General features: G+C 36.6%; 10 protein-coding genes. 7 read left to right on the top strand and 3 right to left on the bottom strand.

Features of this window, described 5'->3' with window-relative positions; all coding sequences use genetic code 11:
• Positions 1 to 724 precede the first annotated feature (724 nt).
• Together H6G77_RS03030 and H6G77_RS03025 are read left to right on the top strand one after the other, a co-directional pair.
• Positions 725 to 2,023 carry a hypothetical protein gene (locus H6G77_RS03030; RefSeq protein WP_199331367.1) on the top strand — a complete coding sequence of 433 codons (1,299 nt, stop codon included), beginning with the start codon at positions 725 to 727 and terminating at the stop codon, positions 2,021 to 2,023.
• Between the two features lie 296 nt (positions 2,024 to 2,319).
• Complete coding sequence (locus H6G77_RS03025) at positions 2,320 to 3,765, top strand: DUF3131 domain-containing protein (protein ID WP_190591735.1); 1,446 nt, start codon at positions 2,320 to 2,322, stop codon at positions 3,763 to 3,765.
• Positions 3,766 to 3,845: 80 nt separating this feature from the next.
• Here H6G77_RS03025 and H6G77_RS03020 read toward each other — a convergent pair whose 3' ends face one another.
• A complete protein-coding gene (locus H6G77_RS03020; RefSeq protein ID WP_199331366.1) occupies positions 3,846 to 6,170 on the bottom strand; it encodes a hypothetical protein in 2,325 nt (774 codons plus the stop codon).
• Positions 6,171 to 6,183: 13 nt separating this feature from the next.
• A complete protein-coding gene (locus H6G77_RS03015) occupies positions 6,184 to 10,137 on the bottom strand; it encodes a hypothetical protein (RefSeq protein WP_190870794.1) in 3,954 nt (1,317 codons plus the stop codon).
• Positions 10,138 to 10,511: 374 nt separating this feature from the next.
• Between H6G77_RS03015 and H6G77_RS03010 the strand changes: the two genes are divergently transcribed.
• The 3 genes from H6G77_RS03010 to H6G77_RS03000 all read left to right on the top strand — a co-directional run bounded on the left by H6G77_RS03010 (position 10,512) and on the right by H6G77_RS03000 (position 15,880).
• Positions 10,512 to 13,328 carry a DUF3131 domain-containing protein gene (locus H6G77_RS03010; protein WP_190870793.1) on the top strand — a complete coding sequence of 939 codons (2,817 nt, stop codon included), beginning with the start codon at positions 10,512 to 10,514 and terminating at the stop codon, positions 13,326 to 13,328.
• Positions 13,329 to 13,418: 90 nt separating this feature from the next.
• On the top strand, positions 13,419 to 15,404 hold the full coding sequence (locus H6G77_RS03005) for a glycosyltransferase (RefSeq protein WP_190870792.1): 1,986 nt from the start codon (positions 13,419 to 13,421) through the stop codon (positions 15,402 to 15,404).
• 149 nt (positions 15,405 to 15,553) lie between these two features.
• Entirely contained in the window at positions 15,554 to 15,880 is a 327-nt protein-coding gene (locus H6G77_RS03000; protein ID WP_190591732.1) for an STAS domain-containing protein, read from the top strand.
• Between the two features lie 83 nt (positions 15,881 to 15,963).
• Here the strand turns inward: H6G77_RS03000 and H6G77_RS02995 are convergent, their stop codons facing one another.
• Entirely contained in the window at positions 15,964 to 17,163 is a 1,200-nt protein-coding gene (locus H6G77_RS02995; protein WP_190870791.1) for a SpoIIE family protein phosphatase, read from the bottom strand.
• A 149-nt stretch (positions 17,164 to 17,312) separates the two neighbouring features.
• Here H6G77_RS02995 and H6G77_RS02990 point away from each other — a divergent pair, with 149 nt between their 5' ends.
• Both H6G77_RS02990 and H6G77_RS02985 read left to right on the top strand, forming a co-directional pair.
• A complete protein-coding gene (locus H6G77_RS02990; protein WP_190591730.1) occupies positions 17,313 to 17,729 on the top strand; it encodes an ATP-binding protein in 417 nt (138 codons plus the stop codon).
• 86 nt (positions 17,730 to 17,815) lie between these two features.
• A complete protein-coding gene (locus H6G77_RS02985; protein ID WP_190870790.1) occupies positions 17,816 to 22,441 on the top strand; it encodes a GAF domain-containing protein in 4,626 nt (1,541 codons plus the stop codon).
• Positions 22,442 to 22,555: the final 114 nt, after the last annotated feature.

The raw sequence follows: 22,555 nt of genomic DNA, 5'->3' as shown, positions 1-22,555 counted from the left end.
GCTTTTTCTTGTCTATGCGTCTAGCTAAAGGCTGTTTGGGTAACGTCAGTCAAATATCTGACGCTACGATAAATTAGTAAATTTTTATGGGTCAAAGCTCGTATGTCTACTCTTGTTTGAGCTTGACAAAACTAGTAATGCTGCTGTTTGGCGCTTGAGCTTATACCACAAATTGATGTAGTAATCTGAGTCAGCATATACAGTTTACACATCTAGATCCAGAAAAGATGTGCTGTACAACACAATATCATGAAAATCTAATTGTTAGTTAATCGAACATTAAGTATTGCAAACAGGGCTGAAGAAATTAAGGGTTTAGGGGTGTAAGGGTGTAGGTTTTTTACGTTATGCCCCAAAAACCTTGATTTAGGGTGTGGGGGTATGAACCCGCATTTCTCACAAGCTTCAGGCGTTTGATGGGGCAGAGAGGCAGAGGTGCGGAGGGGCAGGGGAGAGAGTACCTTCATTCTCCCCTGCTCCCCTGCACAGGCTTTGAAAGGTGTGGTGAGAAATCCGGGTGAGGGGGATGGAACTCTGATTAAATCGTGATTTTTAGAGTCGCTACTCATCACCCTGTTAAAAATCTACACTTGTGAGGTTTAGGGGTGTGGAGGTGTAGTGATGCAGTACTTTATTGGGCATCATAATGCCAAGTCTCAGCAATTTAGGAGTTGCTCAAGCATTTTTTTGTAACTTTTTTTGTCTTAAATTGTAGTCATTACAAATGAGCAATATATTTAAATCTTATATTTTGGGATTTCGGGATAACTTTTACTGGGGTTGGATTGGGAATTACCAATATGTTCAATGGCAAGTAGTTTTAATATTGAGCTTTTGGAATTTATCTGGAGGAAATTCCCAAGCGGCTCAATTGCATCAAAACTTGAGTTCATTACCAGTAATAGTAAGCAATTCAAAATCAATTGATTTTGTGCTTTTTCAGAATCAAAAAATTCAGGAAATTAAACTTCTGGAACAATTCAATCAAGCACCAATTTTAATTGCTGCACCAGAAAATTTTAATCCGGGGTTGCGAGTACCGCCACCATTACCCAAACCACCAGTCATAAAACCACCAGAAAAACCTAGTCCACCTCCAGCATCAAAACCTGAGAAACCAACTAAGCCTGTAGTTTTAGAAGGCATTCAAACTAATTTTCGCAATGATACAGATAACTTTGGGCAAAGTAATTTATTTATTGAACCGACTTTGCAGTGGCGATCGCCTAATGGCAATAAAATATTTTTGACTACTGGTTTTAATTTATTTGAACAACCGGGTATAGAATCAGTTAGCAATATTCCTGTAAAACTTGGCTGGCAAGGAAAAATCGGTGACGCAACTTTACACACCACAGCCGGAGTTGATTTTTTTGACCGCTTACCCACAGCCATCAATTTCAATGCTAAATTTGAACTCCCAATAGTGCCGCCTCAAGTTTCTTCTACGGGAAAATTACTGTCGGGTGTCACATTATCAGGCAATGTAGACCACAGTCCCTATAAATTTAATGCTCAAACCTTAGAAAATCAAATTACAGCTTGGCGGTTTGGCCCTGATTTATATTGGCAAATGGATAAATACACAAGTTTGTTTTCTTCTTTGCGCTTGGGTAACTACAATGATGGGAATTTTGAAATTCAATCATTCAGCAGATTAGAACGCAAGTTGGGACAATTTTCTCTGGCGGCTAACTTATTTAACTGGAGTTATAGCCGCAATGCAGAAATCACAAATGGCTATTTTTCTCCACCAGATTTTTTGGTATACAACGCTGAAGTTGCTTGGGAAGGCGAGATTGCTGATTTTTTGCGTTGTCGGCTGTTCGCCACTTTAGGACAACAACGATTAAATGGTGAATTGGACGATGCTTATGGTTACGGTGGGCGCTGTACAACTAAGTTCTCGCCCATTCTAGACGCTGAACTAGACTACAGCTTTAGTAATGTTCGCAATCAAAACACGGCGGGAGGCGACTATGGTACTAATTCTTTAACCGGACAGTTCCGTGTCAAATTTTAACTGTCCATCACCAGTATTTTTAGCTACTCAATTAAATGAAAATTCGCAAATTTTTATACTGATTATTTATATTACCTGCGTATATATAAGCGTTAGTCCTAACAGTGTTTGATCACGAAGTGAGACAAATTTATATAAGTTAATAAACCCGAAAAACCTTTCATAAAGGTGATTTTACACTCTTAACTAACAGTTGGTTACAACTAACATTTGTGAGTTATTCCCTAACGTTGGGAAAAATAAGCTTGTTATGAAGATAACTAAAAAATGATTTACATTATAAGGCTTTGATTAACATGAGTTCTGATTTTCAACCACCACCTAAAGGCTTATCTATCCTGAGTTATGTTGGAGGGGTGGTGACAGCGATAATTGCGATCGCTGGGTTAAATTTTTGGTCTGGTCGTCTTTCCCAAAAGACACAAACACCCGAAGTATCAGCCTCTCAAACTGCTACTCCCATAGATCAGGTAGATCCACAAGCCCAAAAAATCGCCAAACTTGATGCTGACTCCGCCGTTTTACCAGGAACACCAATCGCCGCCAGTGAACTTGTAAGCAAAACACCTTACATTGCGCCGGGAGTAGGCAAACTCGATGCAGCAGAGATGGCGGCGGCGCGTTTAGCTTGGTCATATTTCCAAAAAAACTGGAACGAGAAAACCGGCTTAGTTAATTCTGTGGATGGTTTTGCATCTGTCACGATTTGGGATCAAGCAGCTGCGATCGCAGCTTTGGTTAGCGCCAAAGAACTCAACATTATTACTAACGCAGAATTTGAAACGAAGATGACCAAAATGTTGCAGACTCTGGCATCTTTACCTTTATATAAAGGTGAACTGCCGAACAAAGTCTACAACGCTCAAACTCTCATACCTGTTAATTACGGTCAACTCGATAAACCAGAAGAAATTGGTTGGTCAGCCATTGATTTGGGAAGAATGGCAATTTGGCTGAAGATTGTGGAAGCTAAGTATCCCAAAATGCGATCGCCTGTACAAGCGGTGTGGCAACATTGGCAAGTCAAGCGCCTCACCAAAAATGGTCAGATGTACGGTACATCTGTTGTTGAAGGTAAAGAGCAGTATAACCAAGAAGGTCGCTTGGGCTATGAAAATTATGCTGCTTATGGTTTGAAGCTTTGGGGTTTGGATGTTAAACAAGCCTTAGATTATCAGTCGAATACTGCTTTTGTGAATCTTTACGGTCAAGGTGTTCCTTATGATCGTCGGGATGCGAACAACTCCGGCGGAAATAACTACGTCCTCAGCGAACCATATATTCTAGACGGTATCGAAACAGGATTCCAAGCACTGCCAAAAGCTTATGCCGATAGAATCTTAGCGGCTCAAGCAGCGCGTTATCAAGCCACACAAGAATTAACCGCCCTAACCGAAGATAACTTAGATCGTCCACCATATTTTGTTTACAATAGCTTGTTTGTCAACGGTAAACCTTGGGCGACAATTACCGATACTCAAGCACAACATAATAATTTACGTTTTCTCAGTGCCAAAGCTGCGATCGGCTGGCACGTACTTTACAAAACTGATTACACCCGTTCTTTAACTGATACTGTCTTTTCTCAACTCAAATCAGAAAAAGGTTGGTACAACGGCTTATATGAATCTCTGCGCCAACCAAATAAATCTCTAACTGCTAACAATAATGGGGTGATTTTAGAAAGTTTGCTTTATAAACAAGTTGGTCAACCTTTGATTATTTGGGCAGGAGTAAAATGATTCACCCAATTTTTGTATTGGTGAGGAAAAGCATGAATTAAGCAGAAATAGGGTAAATTTTCTCAGATGTAAGCCTATTGTCAATTTTCAATTAATACCTTTGCCACTTTTTGTAGCAAAGATGACTGGCTATTATCACTTATCTTCAAAATATTTTGAGTGAGTGTACTAAAATGTAAAGCTGTGATTGGATGTCCAATAAGTTCAGATGTAGAAATCTCTGTTTGAGAATATGTTCTTCCAATCAAGTGATAAACTCTAAAACCTTTTTTTAATTTACTATCAAGACTTTTCGCAGTCGGAACATAATACTGAATGAAGGTTTGATTCTGCAAATCCAAACATATCATATTTTGTATTCGCTTAATGGGTTTAATTTCACCGTTATAATACGATACCAAAGGGAATAATCTACTACTATCTTCATCTTTAATTCCTCGATTAATTTTTAATTTTCCCTTTTCCATGTCTTCAAGGATACCATTTCGCCCAATTAAAGTTGGTGTATAAAAGTCATCGGTATAGCAACTAATGTATAACTTCTCCGACTCATCTACAAAATATTGTTGATCGTCAATTAATTTTTCTTTATTGTTTTTCTTCTTTCTTAAAAATGGAAATGCTTTTTCTATCTGTTTTATATCGCGCATTACATTTTTGACATATATGTAACCATCTTTATATAAAAACTCTACTGCTACTGCTACTGCTTTAGCTTTCTTGTATCGTGGGCTACGCACATATATAGTAAAAAAGTTTTTTTCTGGAAACGATTGAGGAGTAATAGGCAAGCCAAAATTAGAATCTACAAAACTTGACCTCATCCAGTTCTTAATTCCCAATTCAATCAAAATCTTCTGAAATTCCGGTGAAACATTGATCTTATATTTATCGCAAAACTTCTGCCATTGTTCGCTATCCTCTTGACCTTTTAAATAGCACAAAATCAAACTATCTATGTCCAAAAATTTCCCATCTGTAAAAGCCTGTGTATCCTGAGATAAGGTATCTTCATCAATTTTTTTATAACTTGTATAATTCAGAACACAACAATCAGGATCTATATTCTCACCAATTTTAGATTCTTTTAATTCAAAAGGTATAAATCGTTTTAAATTTATGCCCTGTATGCTAAAAAACTTTCCTGTATCCAAATAGTTAAACTTTCTCTTTAACTGTGAATAAAAATCTACTTTATCTTTGTCATCTATTTTTCCTGATGGATACCAGAGTCCATCATTTCCCTGATAAGCCATTGAACCTGCTTCTTCTTCCAAATCTCTATTGAAAACTAAATAATTTTGGTTCTTATCAAGGTTAATATCTGACCAGGTAACAACTTCAGTAATTTTCCAACAAGGCTCGTCTTCACTCTCAACTACTTGTTCATAAGTACTAATGGTTTTTCCAGAATTATAAAATGTGAGTGAAGATATTCCTTGATGTTTCAGAAAATTTTTCAGAAATTGTTTGTCAGATTCAGTCAGGTCAATTCCAGTATTGTTAATAATCTCTAATGATTCTACAGATTCTAGGTTTTTGATAAAAGGGTTTTCTAAGTAATTATCAGCCTGAAAATGAAGAGGTTGAAATTCAATATTACACTCACTTAAAAAGCTCTCAAGCTTTGTCATAAGATTGTGATAATGATAAACCTGAGTTTTTTTGAACTTCTCAAAATCTTGCTGATCTTTAGGAAATTCCATAAAATTAATAGAATTTTGGCGACGAGCATCTCGCTTACGTTCAAAGTAGTAATTTTTCTTGTTATGGACTAACCAATCCTCGTCACTATCTATGTTAGTGTACTTATCCTCTGGTAAAAATCGTCTGTGTTGTCGAGATAAGGTTAACGTTAGAATATTATGTGGATTGTATTTAATTAATAAACTCTGTCCCCAAACTAAAAGAGCATCTTTTGATTTGGTTAAATTCTTGGAATGGACTAAAAGTAATTCTTCAAAGCCATTCATAGTCTCAATAGATAAACTTTCAGAAAGAAGATAAAACTTAAAAACTAAATTTAAAATTCTTTCTTGATTATCTTTAAATAACTGTCGCCATCCAGAGTGGTTTTTATTTGGAGATAAAAAGAACACATTCTTTTTGCCATTAACGTATGAAATAAAGTAATAAACATCTGAATATTTCCTCTCTTCTCCATGTTCCAAAAGCCGTTTTTGGATTTGTTTTTTAATAAATCTATGCTGTTCCTTATAAAAATTACTCTGTGAGTCTTCATCTTGAGAGTACTCATCCCCAGAAGCCTGATAATCAGGGACAAAATTCTCAATTCCTATATTCTTATTAAAGAGATACTGAAAAAGTCTTTCAGCAACCTCTTCTGGCTTCAGTAATATCTGTAACTGGTTTGTTCTTGATTTATCTGATAATGCTTTAGTCATTTTATCTCTCATATTATTTCTCCTTTTGAAATAAAAAGTTTTTGAGAATATCAGATTCAACTGGAATATTATAGCGATCAAGGTAAATCAAATTTCCAGAAAATAAATTTGGTGAGTGTTGGTGATTTTTTTCTTGTTTTGCTTGCAAGTTTAGAAGTAATCCTTTCACAGCTTTAAACTCTGGATAATCTGAAACAATAGCATCTAGCTTGTTTTGTGCTTTTTCTAGTGTCTTTTGTGAAAGGCGATTTCCTGAAGCTTGACTCCATGCTTTAACATCAATACAAAATAGCGTATTGTCTTTGATGTAATACAAATCAAAGCGTTCATACAACTTGTGATATTTGTTGAAATCTATAAATGCCTCAAAACCATAGATAGATTTTATAATTTTCCAATCTTTACCTTTAAAAAGTACATCTTTAATCCAGCGTTCTGCAAAATTTTCAGTCAGTGATGGATACAAAACATCGTAAAAGAAATGTGGGCGTGGAATATAAGTATTAAAAATTTCCGGTTGTGGAATCAACTCGTTGTACAATCTATAGATTAAATTAGTCGAAGGCTCTGTCAAAGCAATTTCGTTACCTTCCAAGTCATAGCCTTGAGTATTGGTTTTTAGATATTCAGGATATAATCGCTTCTGGTAAGGATAAATTTTTTCCCCATTGATGCTATCGCTGATGATCTGAAAATGTTCACCTTCTTCCTCCACAAAAGCTAGATATGGTGTAAATTCAGTTTGTTCTGTGTTGTGATAAAATAGTGAGTCAATAAAATCATCAGGAAATAGCTTTAACTCTCTTAACTTTTTGAGATATTTGCCTGGGTCTTTAAAAACAATATGATCACGTAAAGCATTCCACATTTTTGTAATAGCAAATGCCTTTTGATTTTGATGAAAATTTTCAATCTCATTCAACATTTTTTCTCTAAAATTTTGAAAATTTAGAGAAGCATCAGTTTCATCATACACATGATTATCGTAATCCTTAATTGCTCGTTTTTTTTCCTCCTGTTGAACACTTAAATAAACTTTGTAGTTGTTAACAGAAAATTTCCGAACTTCATCAGGTTCTTCCTGCTCTAGATATCTATAAAAATTCACTAAATTTTTTCTTGTTTCTTCATTAATGAAAATCTTTACTACTTGGGTTGGAAAATCACGCCTTTCAGACCTACCAATAACTTGTAAAATTCCTTTACCTAATAAGATTTGATGTTGTTGCTCTCGAAATGCTCCAGCTTCAGGTTGATTCAAGTATTTGTTGAAATCTTTTATTTCTAAATTAGAATCTCCTAAATTTACAATACTTTTCATCAAGGCAAAATGATAAAGTGTTGTAGCTTTTTCAGATTCTTGTGATTTTTTCAGCGATGGTTTCATTACTGTATAGTAACTATCCATGAGCAAAACTAAGGAGTCAAAATCTTTTTCCTCTCCGTTGCGATTTTTGATGATAGGGTTCAATCCTTTTGAGGCTGATTGATAAGCCGATATAAAGAAAACTTTTTGCCCTTCTTCTTCAACAAGCTCATCCAAATATGTTTTTTGAGTTGTTTGATCTAAGTAATGTTTATTAAAGCTGGCTTCATATAAAATTATTTTAATACGAACATTACTTTTGTATTTTTGATGATTTAGATTGACATAATATATGCTTGGATGATCTGAAGATTTCTCAATTAGAAAGTCAGCATAATGAAGTTTTTCCCAAAACATCATCAATTTTTTAATCCAGCTTAAGGTTTGTGTAAAAGCAATTGTTTCTTGAATTGATTCATCTTCAAAAAGGTAAAATAAGAAACGAATAAAACTTTTTAGTTCTTGAATCTTGTAAAGACTAAACCAAGCTCTATCATTTTTGCAATCATTGATAAAATCTTTTAAAATTTTATTCTCAAATCGTTCTGCAACTTCTTGAGTTTTTTTGTTTGGAAAAGATGATAAACTTTCCTTGAAAAAATCTACTGTGATTTGTCTCTTAGTATTACGTTGAATCCTAATTTTTTCACAGAGTAATATTTCTTCTTCAACCATTGCTCTAAAAGAGCTTTTACCATATTCATTACGTAGATTATCTTCCAAATAACGCATATCATAGCTTGTACTTAAATCACCAAATATTCCTCCTGTAGCTGAGATGAGAAATATTACATTACTATTGTTATTCAGTATAGAATTTATCTTAAATTCAGGTGAAGTTAATATAGCAGTACTCCCAATAGATACTTCTCTAAGTTCTTGAGCTATTAAGTTATTCTTAGGATTTTGATATCGAGAAATTTCTTTGATATTTATGATAGATTTATAGCTTTCATAAACATAGGTACGGTTTAAGTATTTGAGTAGTTGATTTGGCGATGAGTTTTCTTCACTAGCTTTTTGAACTTTAGCTATCTGTTTTGACCAAATATCTAAAGAACGAGATTGAGAATCCTCAGCATCCAAAACATTAGCTAAAAAATCTTTAATGCTTTTAATTTGTAGTCGAACAACCAGAATAGCATAAATCAGTTCTGCTACAGAGGTATTATCTGCAATTGTTTCCTCAATAATGTGAACATGACCACCAGACGGTCTGTTTAAAAATAATCTTTTTAGAGGCTCGATGTTGTATATGTATAGGTTATTATACGAGAAAATGCTCATCAGTTCATTACTGATTTGGTTGTAAAGCTGCTGAGGAATTAACAAACTTCTATTATTCTCAAATTTTGACAAAACCCTAGCTAACATTTCAAAAGTCAATACAATCGGATTTTCTTGCTCGTAATTATCGAGAATTCCAACAATTTCGTCCATTGATTTATCAAGACCTTTTTTTATTGTTACTACCTGTTCTAAAAAATTGATAGAATTGCCTTCCTCAAGTATTAATCTTTGATATGTTGGGGCAAATTTTTGTAATTTTGGATCAATATCTTTGTTTTTATCAAAATATTCTTGTAACTCTCGCAAAGCCCCTTTATTCTTGTCAAGAAAATTTAAGAATTCTCTATTTTCATTATTGTGAGTAGAAAAAAGAAGTGAAAATTCTCTATTGATAGATGAAAGTGCATTATTGATTGCTAATTGATCAGGTGAGATGATATCAATCTTTTTATATAGCATAATTTGATAGCCATCTTCCTGCTCATCCAATGCGAGGATAAATTTTTTGGAGTTATTTGTTTGCTGAATAATGTATTTATCGAGCTTGTCGTCTTTCTTTACCCATTTTTCACCATTATGGATAAAGTACGGGATAGAAGTTTCAAATTTATCATAAGTAAGCATCAATATTCCAGATTTTTCTTGCAAAAGGTGAAGAGGGAAAAATATCTCCATCAACCTTAAACATTCAATCGGCCAAGTTTCTTGAGCTAATTGAGATTTAATGAGAAATTCTAAAAAACTTTCAAATAGCTTGTTGAGTTCTCTTCTTGCTTTTGTAATTTCAGACTTATTCAATTCTTCATCGCCAAAATCTACTCTTGTGAAATATTCAATCCGATTAATAACACCTTTCACTTTGTTCAGATTTTGTTTATTTTCCAGAATTTTTTCATTAGTATTATATTTTGATATCAATTGCCAAAATTTTTGATTCTCAACTATCGCATATATACATTTTTTGTATAATTTTATATATTCATCCGTCGTTTTCATCTCTAATGAATTTAGTTTATAGACGGGGATACCAGTATCAGTATATTGGTTAATAATTGAACTTGGAACACATAAATGTTCTCTTAATGGAGCAACATATATACCGATTATTTTAGTATTAGGATGACTTTCAATAGTTTTATATATAGCTTGGAATAATTGGTGAGTTTTTCCAGATCCTGTACCATAATTTATGAGTTTGAGTTGGGAACAGTTTTCTCGAAAACTATCTTCAATGGTGGTAATATATGAGTCTAGGATTTGAGAATGAGCAGATTCTGGTTGATAATCAGAGGTATTTTCTGAATTTTGCATAACACACCCCACTATGTTTTATTGATATATGGAAATTGAGTCAGATTGACTGATAATTTTTAGCTCAGTATAGGTAATTATTAGATAGTATCAGTTATACATAAAATCTTTATTACATATTGTAAAAATCTAAAAGTTTGTGCTTGAATGACTAATTGATTCACAAATATATGTAATATACAAAGTTTTCAACTAAGTCTGTATTTGCACGAAATACAAAATTTTTCAGTATACAGAAACCAATTAAATAAAAAGTATAGATAATTTCCGTGTAATTCACCCTGATATTTGGAGTTTTTCCGAGTATCATTCACTAACGCTACACATCTCATCTGTGCGATCGCACAATAACGCTCCTAATTCCCTATTGGTATATGTTACACAAGTACTATCAACAAAAATTGTGGAGATGGATTGCATTGTTCTTGATTGGAACAATCTTGCAATTTTTAATTTACATCCCCACGCCAGTTTTATCGCAAAATGCCAATAGCTGTAGCAATATTACTGCGCCTCTGACAGCCGAAGAACAAACTTATGCCCGTTCTGCTTGGCAGTATTTTGTCAAAAATTATCAGCCAGCAACAGGATTTACCAATTCTGTGGGGGGTTATCCTTCAGGAACCCTGTGGGATATGGGGAATTATTTAATGGCGTTGAATGCGGCGCGATGGATGAATCTGACTGACCAAGCAGATTTTGACTCTCGGCTGAATAAGTTTTTAACAGGTCTAAGCAATATCAAGTTATTTGAAGATGCTTTACCCAATAAAGTCTATAACACGGCTACCGGGCAGATGGTTGATTACGGTAACAATGCCATTGAACGGGGTATTGGCTGGTCTGCTTTAGATATTGGTCGGGTTTTAGCGGCGTTTGATGTGATTCGCACTTGTCATCCCCAATATAATGATTGGCTCAAAGGCATTATAGCCAGGTGGCAAGTAGCGCGATCGCTCAAGGATGGACAACTTTACGGGGCGACGGTTCTCCCAGATAACAAAACATTATTAGTCCAAGAAGGGCGACTAGGTTACGAAGAATATGCCGTCCGGGGGTATCAACTCTGGGGTTTTTCTGCACCCAAAGCTTTGGCCTGGGAACCATATAAAACAGTGGAAATTAATGGTGTGCAGATTCCCGTTGACACCCGCGATTTTCAAAGTACTAACGCCAATAATTACATTGTTAGCGAGTCTTATATTTTAGATGGCATTGAATTTGGCTTACAAGGTGAATTAGCTGATTTTGCAGCTAAAGTTCTGGAAGTGCAGAAGCGCCGTTACGAAGCGACAGGTCAGTTAACAGCAGTCACCGAAGATAACATCGACCAAGCACCTTATTTTCTCTACAATACTGTTTACGCTAACGGGCAGAGTTGGGCCACAATTACCGATACTAACCAACCTTATCCCCAGTTTCGCAGTGTAAGTACCAAAGCCGCATTTGGTTGGCGTTACTTGTACCCAGATAATGCTTACGCCCAAAAACTGTTTGATGCAGTCAAGGATCTGCGTAGCCCTGATGAAAGTGGTTATTATGCAGGGATTTATGAGGAAACGAAACAGCCAAATAAAGCCTTAACTGGGAATACCAACGGGCTAATTTTAGAGATTTTGTACTACAAAGCCAGAGGAAATCGTTCTTTAATTACTGGTTATGTCAATACAGCCGCCAAAGCACCAAGTAATAATAATTCTGCGGCGACTCCCACACCCACAAATCCACCGCCAACATCTGGGAATAATTCTAATGTGGGAGAGGTGAAAGTCACGCCCAATCCCCCAGTCAAGAATCCCCAAGTTGAGGAGGTGGCGATTACCCCGATTCCCCCAGTTGATAGCCCAAATTCATCATCTCAGTTGAAATTAACTCGACCATTAACAGTGGTAGAACGGCGTTATGCAGAAGCGGCTTGGAGGTATTTTCAAGCCAATTATCATCCCAAGAATGGCTTAGTTGACGATCGCAGTGATTTCAAAGGTGCAACACTCTGGGGATTAGGCGATTATCTCGCCGCACTCCACACCGCCCGATCATTGGATGTAATTTCCCCAAAAGAATTTGACCAGCGCACCCGCCATTTATTAGCAGCGTTAGGAAAATTACAGTTATTTGCCGGGGAATTACCGAATCGGGGTTATGATACGCGATCGCTCCAACCCATAGACTACGGCGGTAATCCAGTCATTGAAGGCAATGGTTGGTCAGCTTTGGATATTGGCAGACTGTTAGCTGGGTTGTATAACTTAAAAAGCTACCATCCAGAATATACCAAAGCGGTTGATCAAATTGTCTTGGATTGGTCATACCTGCGGGTAGTCCGGGATGGATTGCTTTCCAGTGCGACGGTGATTAAAAATCCCCAAGGGCGATATCTGACTCGCGTCAACCTGGATACTCGTTTAGGGTATGAAGAATATGCAGCACGGGCTTTTCAATTGTGGGGATTTGATGTCTCAGGTTCGGCTGTGGGTGGCGAATATCAAACAACTGTAGTAGAAGGAGTGAAAATACCAACTCAGCGTCAACGTACTGATACTAACTCCAAAGTCAATCAATACACCGTCAGCAACCCATTTATTCTTTATGGATTAGAGTTTGGTTTAGATCCGAAAATGCGATCGCTATTTGAACCCATTTTCCAAGCCCAAGTTGAACGTTACCGTCGCACCGGGACTTTAACAGCCGCCGCGACAACCTTAATCGACCGCAAGCCTTACACTGTCCACAGCGCCATTACCGCCCAGGGTCAACCTTGGGAAGTTGTTAGCGATGATGGACAAACAGTACCCCAAGGAAGAATGGTCAGTACTGCTGTGGCTTTTGGATATGCTGCTTTGTTACCAGACAATCAATACAGTCAAAAGTTACTGCAAGGTACAACTGACTTATATAACCCACTCACAGGTTTTTACGAAGGCTTTTATGAAGCTACAGGTAAAACCGCCGTTGGTTTCACCAGCAGCACCAACAGCATGATTTTGCAATCTTTGTTGTATACACTCACCAACCACAAACCCTTAATTGCTGCCAATACTTCCCTGAATTCTCCCTGGTGGGAAGCGATCGCCCAAGGAGATTCCGGCCGTGGTCTTCCTCGAATTCCTCAGCCAAAAATTAAACTAATTTCTGATAGTAATGGCAATTACTGGGCATCTCCGCCAGAAAATCACCGCACTGCAAAATAATTTGCGATTGTAGATAGCAAATAAATTCCACAGATACATCTGGAGGCTGATTGAATATTTGAAATTGATTTTTTGATTATTGGTATTCCCATGAATTTTGCATCTTTGAATAACTCGGCTAATTTTCCTGGTAACAGTCGCTCAACACTCAAAAAACGCACATTGTTATTTCGCTACTTAGCCGAAATTAATTTAATTTTCGGTTTTTGGTATTTACAATGGCGTATTACTCATTCAATTAACTTTGATGCTTTGTGGCTGTCAATTCCTTTATTATTAGCGGAAATTTATAGTTATTTTGGCGGTGTGCTATTTGTCATTGGTTTGTGGCGGCCTTTAGTGCGGCAGGTTAAATCTCTTGACCAAATGATCCCACCTTTAGCAAAATCGGAATGGCCAACAGTAGATGTATTTATCACTTGCTACAATGAGCCACCAGAAATTGTTGAGCAAACTGCAACGGCGGCTTTAGCAATTGATTATCCTGTTACTAAATTGCATGTTTATGTATTAGATGATGGCAACTCACCAGCCATGCGAACCATGACCGAAAGATTATGTATTCAAGATTTGCAATCACCATTATTACAACAAGAAGCTAACCGTATTGATGCTGAACGCTCTCATTTAGTAGAACGTCTGCAAAAACTAGAAAATCTCAAAGTCAATATTCAAGCGGCGGAAGAGTGGTTACAAGAATTATCATCAACTCAAAATGCTCAGACAACATCAGCAGCAGAATTACTCGCAAGTCTACAACAGTTTATTTTGTGTTTACCGCCGGAACATCACACTATAACTGCACGTCTGAAAACTGAAAAACGAGCTTTAGAAACAGCAATTTACCAAAAAGAACAGGAATTAGCTCAACTGCTAAGATTTCATTATATTGCACGTCCTAAGCCCGTGGGTGTACCTCACCATGCAAAAGCAGGTAATCTTAATTATGCGATTTTTTCAGGAGAAACTGCGGGGGAATTTATTCTCACTTTAGATGCCGATCATATTCCTAAACCACAGTTTCTCAAACGAGTTTTACCATATTTTTATACATATAATCTTTTCACTGGTAAGTACGAACAAAACCGCATTGCTTTTGTCCAAACACCACAAGCTTTTTATAATATTCCAGTTGGTGATCCTTTTGGACATCAAGCTAATTTATTTTACGGGCCACTACAACAGGGCAAAGATGGGATGAATGCGGCATTTTACACAGGGACAAATGCTATCCTCCGCCGGGAAGCCCTGATTAATGTAGGACTGCAATATTTTGCTGATGAGTTTAGTAAAGATGAAACTAAGTTAGATGAATTTAAATTAGTAGGTGGGGTATCTAGTAATAGTATTACAGAAGATATGAATACAGCTATGCGGCTGCATGGTGCTGGTTGGAAATCGATTTATCATCACGAACTTTTAGCAGAAGGTTTAGCGCCGGATGATTTGAGTTCTACTTTAAAACAGCGACTACGCTGGGCTCAAGGAACTATCCAAGTTTTATTAAAAGAAAATCCCTTTGCTAAACCAGGACTGACATTTTGGCAACGCCTACAATATTTTAAAACCATGTATAGCTATTTTTCAGGCTTTGCTAGTCTGGTATTTATTGTTTGTCCAATTATTTATTTCTTTACCGAAATTGCCCCTGTAAAAACCTTTGGCTATGATTTTGCTATACATTTTATTCCGGCTTTTATTATCAATCGCTTAACATTTTTAACAGTGGCTTGGGGGATTCCGGCTGGTGAATTGTGGCGTTCAGAACAATATGCGATCGCATTATTTCCCTTATTAATTCAAGCTGTCTGGAGTGTGTTCACCGGACAAAAAATTAATTTCCAAGTTACCCCAAAACAGCGACAATCTGGTATTTACCTGCGTATGGTCTGGTCGCAATTACTGGTATTTATACTGACAGTTTTAGGTATGCTATGGAGTTTTTATTTATTTATCATTGGTCATAATAAGTATCCTGGGATATCTCTCATCAACAGTGTTTGGGCTATTTATAATCTAATGCTTTTGTGGGGTGTGATTCGGGCGGCTGTTTGGCAACCATCCCCAAAGTATTAAAGAGTTTATGAAAATTAGCTTTTGATAATTAAAGAAATCATGTAAATTGCATTTTTGTGATTGATATTAATTTGATAACTTGCGTTTAGGAAGTGCAAATGCCAAAATAGAAAAGTGTATATTTGATTACAAAATTAGGTAATTAGCTTATGGATTCGACAATCAAAGTCATTCAACCACAAGGCGTATTAAATGGTTTGACAGGTAATAAGTTACAGCATGAAGTGAGTAATCTATTGGATAATGGCGCAGATATGTTGTTGATTGATTTGAAAGAAGTCCATTTTATTGATAGCTCTGGTTTAGGGTCTTTAGTTGCAGCCGCTCAAATGGTGAAAACTGCTCATGCCAAACTGTTTGTTTGCTCTGTAAGTGACCAAGTGAATATGTTATTTCAATTAACAAAAATTAACAGAGTATTTCAAACTTTTGCTGATCAAGAAGACTGTAAACGCCAAGTGTTGGCAACTTCTTAAAAAGTCAAAAAATATCTCTGTTTTGGACTTTATTTTTTTATTTGTGTCGATTCTGAAAAATTTTCTAAAAATAAAAATTTGATTTAGGTTGCACTACCAAAATAAACTTTTAGTAAAGATAAATCATCTTCTGGAGATTGTTGAATATTTAAAGTCATGATTTTTAATAATAGATGATTGAGCGTGTAATTGTTTGCTTGGTTATGTTTGATTAAAATTTCAATAAAAGCATCAAGACCTAATAGTTTACCGTTGGGTTGATTAATTTCATAAACTCCATCGCTAAAAATATAAAGAGTGCTGTTTTCGGTAATTTCAAAGACAGCCTCTACAAAGTCAACCTCTGGTAAAAAACCTATAGGTAAATCTAAGGAGATTAGTTGTTGAACTTGCAAATTATTCGGAGATTGATTTGAGATGAGGATGGCTGGTGGATGACCTGCATTAGCATAAACAAGTTGCTGTTTAATGCGGTCATACACTCCATACCAGATGGTGAAATATTTAGCACCTTGGTTACTCATTTGAAAGTTATGATTAAGTGCTTTGAGAACTTCACTTGGTTGACAAAAATTAGTGTGGGGTAAAGATTGCGATCGCAACATATTCAGCACCGACACCGACAGCAGCGCCGAACCTACGCCATGTCCCGATACATCTAACAGATAAATTACGAGATGATCATCATCTAGCCAGTAATAGTCAAAGCAATCACCTCCTAACTGTGCAGAAGGAATAAATAGGGTTTCAGTGGTGACTACTCCTGTCAGTGGTGGCGGTAAAAGCGATCGCACATAATCAGCCGCCTCAGCTAATTCTGTTTCCATAATTTGCTTTTGAGTTTGCAAAGTTTGGTTGAGAATTTCTAGAGCTTGTTTTTGACTGTGCAAATCTTGATTTAATTGATGCAACCTCAAACCAGCCCGGACTCGCGCCTTTAACTCATTCATCTCAATCGGCTTAGAAATAAATTCATCAGCCCCCGCATCTAGTCCTCTGACTCTATCTTCTTCTTCTCCCCTAGCTGCACCCTTCGCAGTTAACAAAATAAAAAAGGTTGTCGCTAATTCTGGATCAGCTTTAATTTGTCTGCATACCTCCAACCCATCTAAATATGACATCACCCAATCGCAAATAATCAAAGCTGGACGCAGTAACCGCGCTTGGATAATTCCTTCTTTGCCATTTGTCGCCACAGTAATTTCATAACCCTGATTCTGGAGCGTTCTTTTCAGTACCGCCTGCACAATTGGGTCATCATCAATCACTAGAATTTTTACCATAAACTACAGCTAACTAAATAAAATGATTATTAAATATTTGCTTAACTTTAAATTAACGATATTTAAGTTGTTAATGTATAGTGAAAATACTCAAATTAAATAAATTGAGTTCCGCTTATGATATAAGCTAAATATTTAATAAATTCAAAGTGGATAATAAAATTTGTTTAAAAGTAAACACAGACTTGAATGCCTCGTCTGAGATTTTATCTTGGTTTGAGCAAATTAATCAAACATCCAATATTGACCAAGAAATTTGGTGGCAATGCCAAACCCTGTTAATAGAAGGCTTTGCCAACATTGTAGAACATGCTCATAAAAATCTTCCCCAAGAAACTCCGATTGAGATAGAAGTTTGGCTGTCGAATAAACAAATAGACATCCGCATATTATCCCAAGGAGAAGCTTTCGATTTAGAAAAGCAATTACAACAAGTTCCTGAATTTGAAAATAATCATCGAGAACGAGGGCGAGGCTTAAAAATTATGTCAGCGATCGCCGATAAATTAACTTATGAACCAACAGCAGATAATCGGTACTGTTTATTAATTAGTAAATTTTACTAAGAATTTTGATTTATATAATTCTTCTTCACTAAAAAATTCAGGGATTGCATTAGCCAAGTTGTTTAACACATCTGTAAATAATTAGGATGAAAGCACCATTACCCGATAACGAAGCACAAAGAATAGAGGCACTTTTAGAGTATAAAATCCTCAATACTCCATCAGAAGCCGCATTTGATGACTTGACTAATTTAGCTTCGTATATTTGCGGAACACCAATTGCCTTAATTAGCTTAATTGATCAAAATCGGCAGTGGTTTAAGGCAAAAGTTGGGTTGAACGAAACAGAAACACCCAGAGATATTGCATTTTGTGGGTATTCTATCTTAGGGTCTGATGTTTTTATTGTCCCTGATGCCACAGCTGACGAACGTTTTGCGAAAAACCCCTTGGTTACTTCTAATCCCCACATTCGATTTTATGCTGGTGTGCCATTGATTAACCCTGAAGGTTATGCCTTGGGTACACTTTGCGTTATTGACCGTGTGCCTCGTAATTTATCTCCACAACAAATCGAAGCATTACGCATTCTGGGGCGACAAGTCATCAAACAGATGGAATTGCAAAGAAATTTAGCAAATTTAGCCAGCATAACGAATGAACGTAAACACAAACAAAAAGTACATAGAGATTTTTTTAAAAGAGTTACTGGCGGTTTTGGGTTAGCTTCGATAATTTTAGTTTTAATCGGCTTAATTTCTTATAAAAATACCAAAATATTTATTAATATCAACCATCAAATTCAAAAAACTCAAAAGCAAATTTCTCGTTTAGAAACACTGCTGTCTGATGTTAAAGATGCCGAAGCTCGGCAAATAAATTATATACTTACAGGAGATCAGGCTGATTTCGACACATATCAAATAGCACTAAAAAATATTAATGGACAAATCAGAAATCTGCAAAAACACACAACAGATAAGCCGCGTCAAAAACAGCAATTAATCGTCATAGAAAGCCTAATAAATAATAAAATAAATATCCTCGAAAAAACTATTAATTTGCGTCAAGATAAAGGCTTTAATGTAGCATTGCAGGCTATATTGGCAGATAAAAAAAACAATTTAATGGCTGATATTCGCCAAGCTATTGATGCCATAGAAAATGAACAAAAGCAGTTATTAAAAGAGCAGTCACAAACAGACAGAGTTAGCACGCGCTACACAATTTTAATTCTGGCTTTTGCTATTTGTCTGAGCTTTGTGATTTTAGCTGTGGTTTACTACCTGATTTATTGTGAATTTACAGCCCGAAAGTTAACAGAAGATACACTCAACGAAGAACGCAACTTTATCTCCGCAGTTTTAGATACAGCTAGTGCATTGGTGATTGTACTTGATGCCAAAGGGCAAATTGTTCGCTTTAACCATGCTTGTGAGCAAATTACAGGTTACTCATTTGATGAAGTCAGGGGAAGATATTTCTGGAATTTATTTTTATTACCTGAAGAAATCGAGCCAGTCAAAGTTGCGTTTGCTCAGTTGCAATCAAGTGAGCATCAAGGCTATCAAAATTACGAAAGCTGTTGGGTAACAAAAGATGGTAGCCGACGACTAATTGCTTGGTCAAATGCGATTTTGCAAAACTACGAAGGCGCAGTGGAATATGTCATCAGTACAGGGATTGATATTACTGATAGCAAACGCGCCCAAAAGCAACTAAAGACACAATATGCAATTACCCGTGTCTTAGCAGAATCTACCACGATCGCCGAAACCATTCCCCAGATTTTGCAAGCTATTGGTGAAAACTTGGAATGGGATGTCAGCGAAATTTGGATAGTTGACCAACAAACAAATGTACTCAGATGTTCTGACTCTTGGTATCGGGATTCTTTGGAGATACAAGAGTTTACAACCGTGAGTCAGGAAATTTCATTTGCACCAGGAATCGGATTACCTGGTTGCGCTTGGGCTAATTGTGAACTGGTATGGTTTACTGATGTTGCCAATAACCACAGGTTTTTGCGCCATGAACTAGCGAACCAAATGGGATTACATGGCGCTTTTGGTTTTCCCATTCGCAGTGAACATAAAATCTTTGGGGTAATTACTTGTTTCAGCCAGCAAATTCAACAATATGACCAAGAGTTAGGGAAAATTCTCAATTCGATTGGGGAACAAGTCGGGCAGTTTATTCAACGCAAAAAAGCGGAAGAAGAACTACAACGACAAAACTTGCGATCGCAATTATTGACAGAAATCACCCTCAAAATTCGTCAATCTTTAGAAATAGCAGAGATTCTGGAAATCACCGCCAAAGAAGTCCAAAAAATTCTGCAAACTGACCGGGTATTAATTTCACAAATATCTAGTCATGGCTCAGATAATATGCTAGTTGAGGCTGTAGTTTCTGACTGGCCATCAATCAAACAACAAAATATTGCCGACTCTTACTTACAAACAGAATATCAACAACAATACTATTTACAACAATACCGCCAAAAGCAAATCGCCATCAATAGCGAGTTAGATTTACTAAGTATTCAACAAAGTCATCTAGAATTATTGCAAAAGCTTGGGGTCAAAGCCAATTTAGTCATTCCAATTCTGGTTAAAGAGGAACTCTGCGGTTTATTAATTGTTCATCAATGTGCTTCGCCTCACCAATGGTCAAGTTTTGAAACTCATCTTTTGCGGCAAATTGCTGATCAAGTCGGGATTGCTATTGCCCAAGCTCAATTGCTCAAAGTAGAAACCCAACAACGAGAAGAATTAGAAGTAGCTCGTCGTCAAGCAGAATTAGCTTCTCAAGCCAAAAGTGCATTTTTAGCGAATATGAGTCATGAAATTCGCACACCGATGAATGCTGTTTTGGGTATGACTAGTTTAATGTTAGAAACTCCCCTCAATCAAGAACAGCGAGATTTTATCGAAACCATTCGGATTAGTGGTGATGCACTGTTAAGTCTGATTAACGAGATTTTGGATTTATCAAAACTTGAGGCTGGAGAAATGACTTTAGAAACCCTCAATTTTGATTTAGCCAATTGTGTAGAAGAAGTCTTAGATTTATTAGCCCCCCAAGCGCATCAAAAAAACTTAGAAATTGCTGCGTTAATTTATCGCAATGTGCCGACACAACTCCAAGGTGATGCTAGTCGTCTGCGACAAATTTTGATGAACTTGATTAGTAATGCCATCAAATTTACTAGTGTGGGAGAAGTACTAATTAAAGCTGAATTGCGTTGGGAAAATACCACAACAGCTAATATTCGTTTTGCCGTTATCGATACTGGTTTGGGGATTACCACAGAAAACCAAAATCAATTATTTACTCCATTTACCCAAGTGCATACTGCTAATAAATACAAGTATGGTGGTACTGGTTTAGGATTGGCAATTTGCAAGCAACTTGTAACTTTAATGGGAGGAGAAATTGGTGTAGACAGCCAGTTAGGTAAAGGTTCGGAATTTTGGTTTGAGATTCCTTTTACCAAACAACTGCAACCAGTCACCATGATGGACGATCGCGGAATTTTGCGCGATCGCCGGATGCTTTTAGTAGATGACAACACAACTAATCACAAAATTATCGATTATCAAGCCACTCGTTGGGGAATGCAGGTGGATAAAGCTGATAGTGCGGAGGCTGTTATCCGGGCGATAGAAGCGGCTGACAAGCAAAGAAAACCCTATGATGTGGTTTTAATTGATATGCTGTCCCCAATCAATGGGATGGCTGTAGCAGGAATGATTAAGGCTCAATCTGCAATGGCGGAGATCCCTCTGATTATGCTGACATCTACCAATCAACGGGATGAAATGCAGCGATCGCTAGAAATGGGATTTGCAGCCTATTTAGTCAAACCTGTGAAGCCATCTCGGCTCCTTGATACTCTCATTACTATTTTAGGTTTCCACTCCCCACCACAGCATCTACCAAATAATCAGGAGTTAGAAATGAACAATTTACAAAATAGTCACCCTCGTCTGGCTACTGGCTCCTCTAAATTAAGAATTCTCGTGGCTGAGGATAATTTAGTCAATCAAAAAGTTGCGCTCAAACAACTAAAAAGCTTGGGTTACAATGCCGATGTTGCTGCCAACGGTCAAGAAGTTTTACAACTATTAGAAAAAATTCCTTACGATGTAATTTTTATGGATTGCCAAATGCCCGTTTTAGATGGGTTGGAAACGACCAAAGAAATTCATCGTTGGTATGAAGGTGATTTTGCTCACCGTCGTCGTCCAGTGATTATTGCGATGACGGCCAATGCTATGAAAGAAGATAAACAATTATGTCTTGATGCAGGTATGGATGATTATTTAAGCAAGCCTGTCATTAGAGAAAATTTAGCCGCAGTCTTAGAACATTGGAGTCAGTTTTTAATTGCTACTGAACATCCAGTTGCTATTAATCATGAGGATGGTAATACATTCTTTATTGATTGGGAACATTTACATCAGTTATCCGAAAATGATGCCGAATTTGAATTGCAATTATTAGAAATTTTTGTTGAAGATATGCAGTCTCGTTTAGAGTCAATCAAAGCTGCGATCGCTAACAGTGACTTTCAGCAAATGGCACAACAAACCCATCAAATTAAAGGTACTACTAACAACATTGGTGCTAAATCTATGTATTTAGCGGCGGAAAAGTTAGAACAACTCGCTCTTTATCAAGAACGTCGCGGCAGTACAGAACTAATTGCAGAACTAGAAGATTTTGTCAATCGAGTGAAAGCATTTTTAACACAATCCTGTAATTAAAAAAGTAGAGGGTAGTTAACCCTTGTATTAACAACTACCAGTGATGCCATTTTTTGTGCGATCGCACAACTTTGCCATCTACTGAAAATACTCTGAACACAAGTATAAACTTTT

The sequence above is a fragment of the Aulosira sp. FACHB-615 genome (assembly GCF_014698045.1).
Taxonomy (GTDB): domain Bacteria; phylum Cyanobacteriota; class Cyanobacteriia; order Cyanobacteriales; family Nostocaceae; genus Nostoc_B.
The sequence above is the reverse complement of the archived record's forward strand: the minus strand, read 5'-3'. Positions and strand labels throughout refer to the sequence as shown.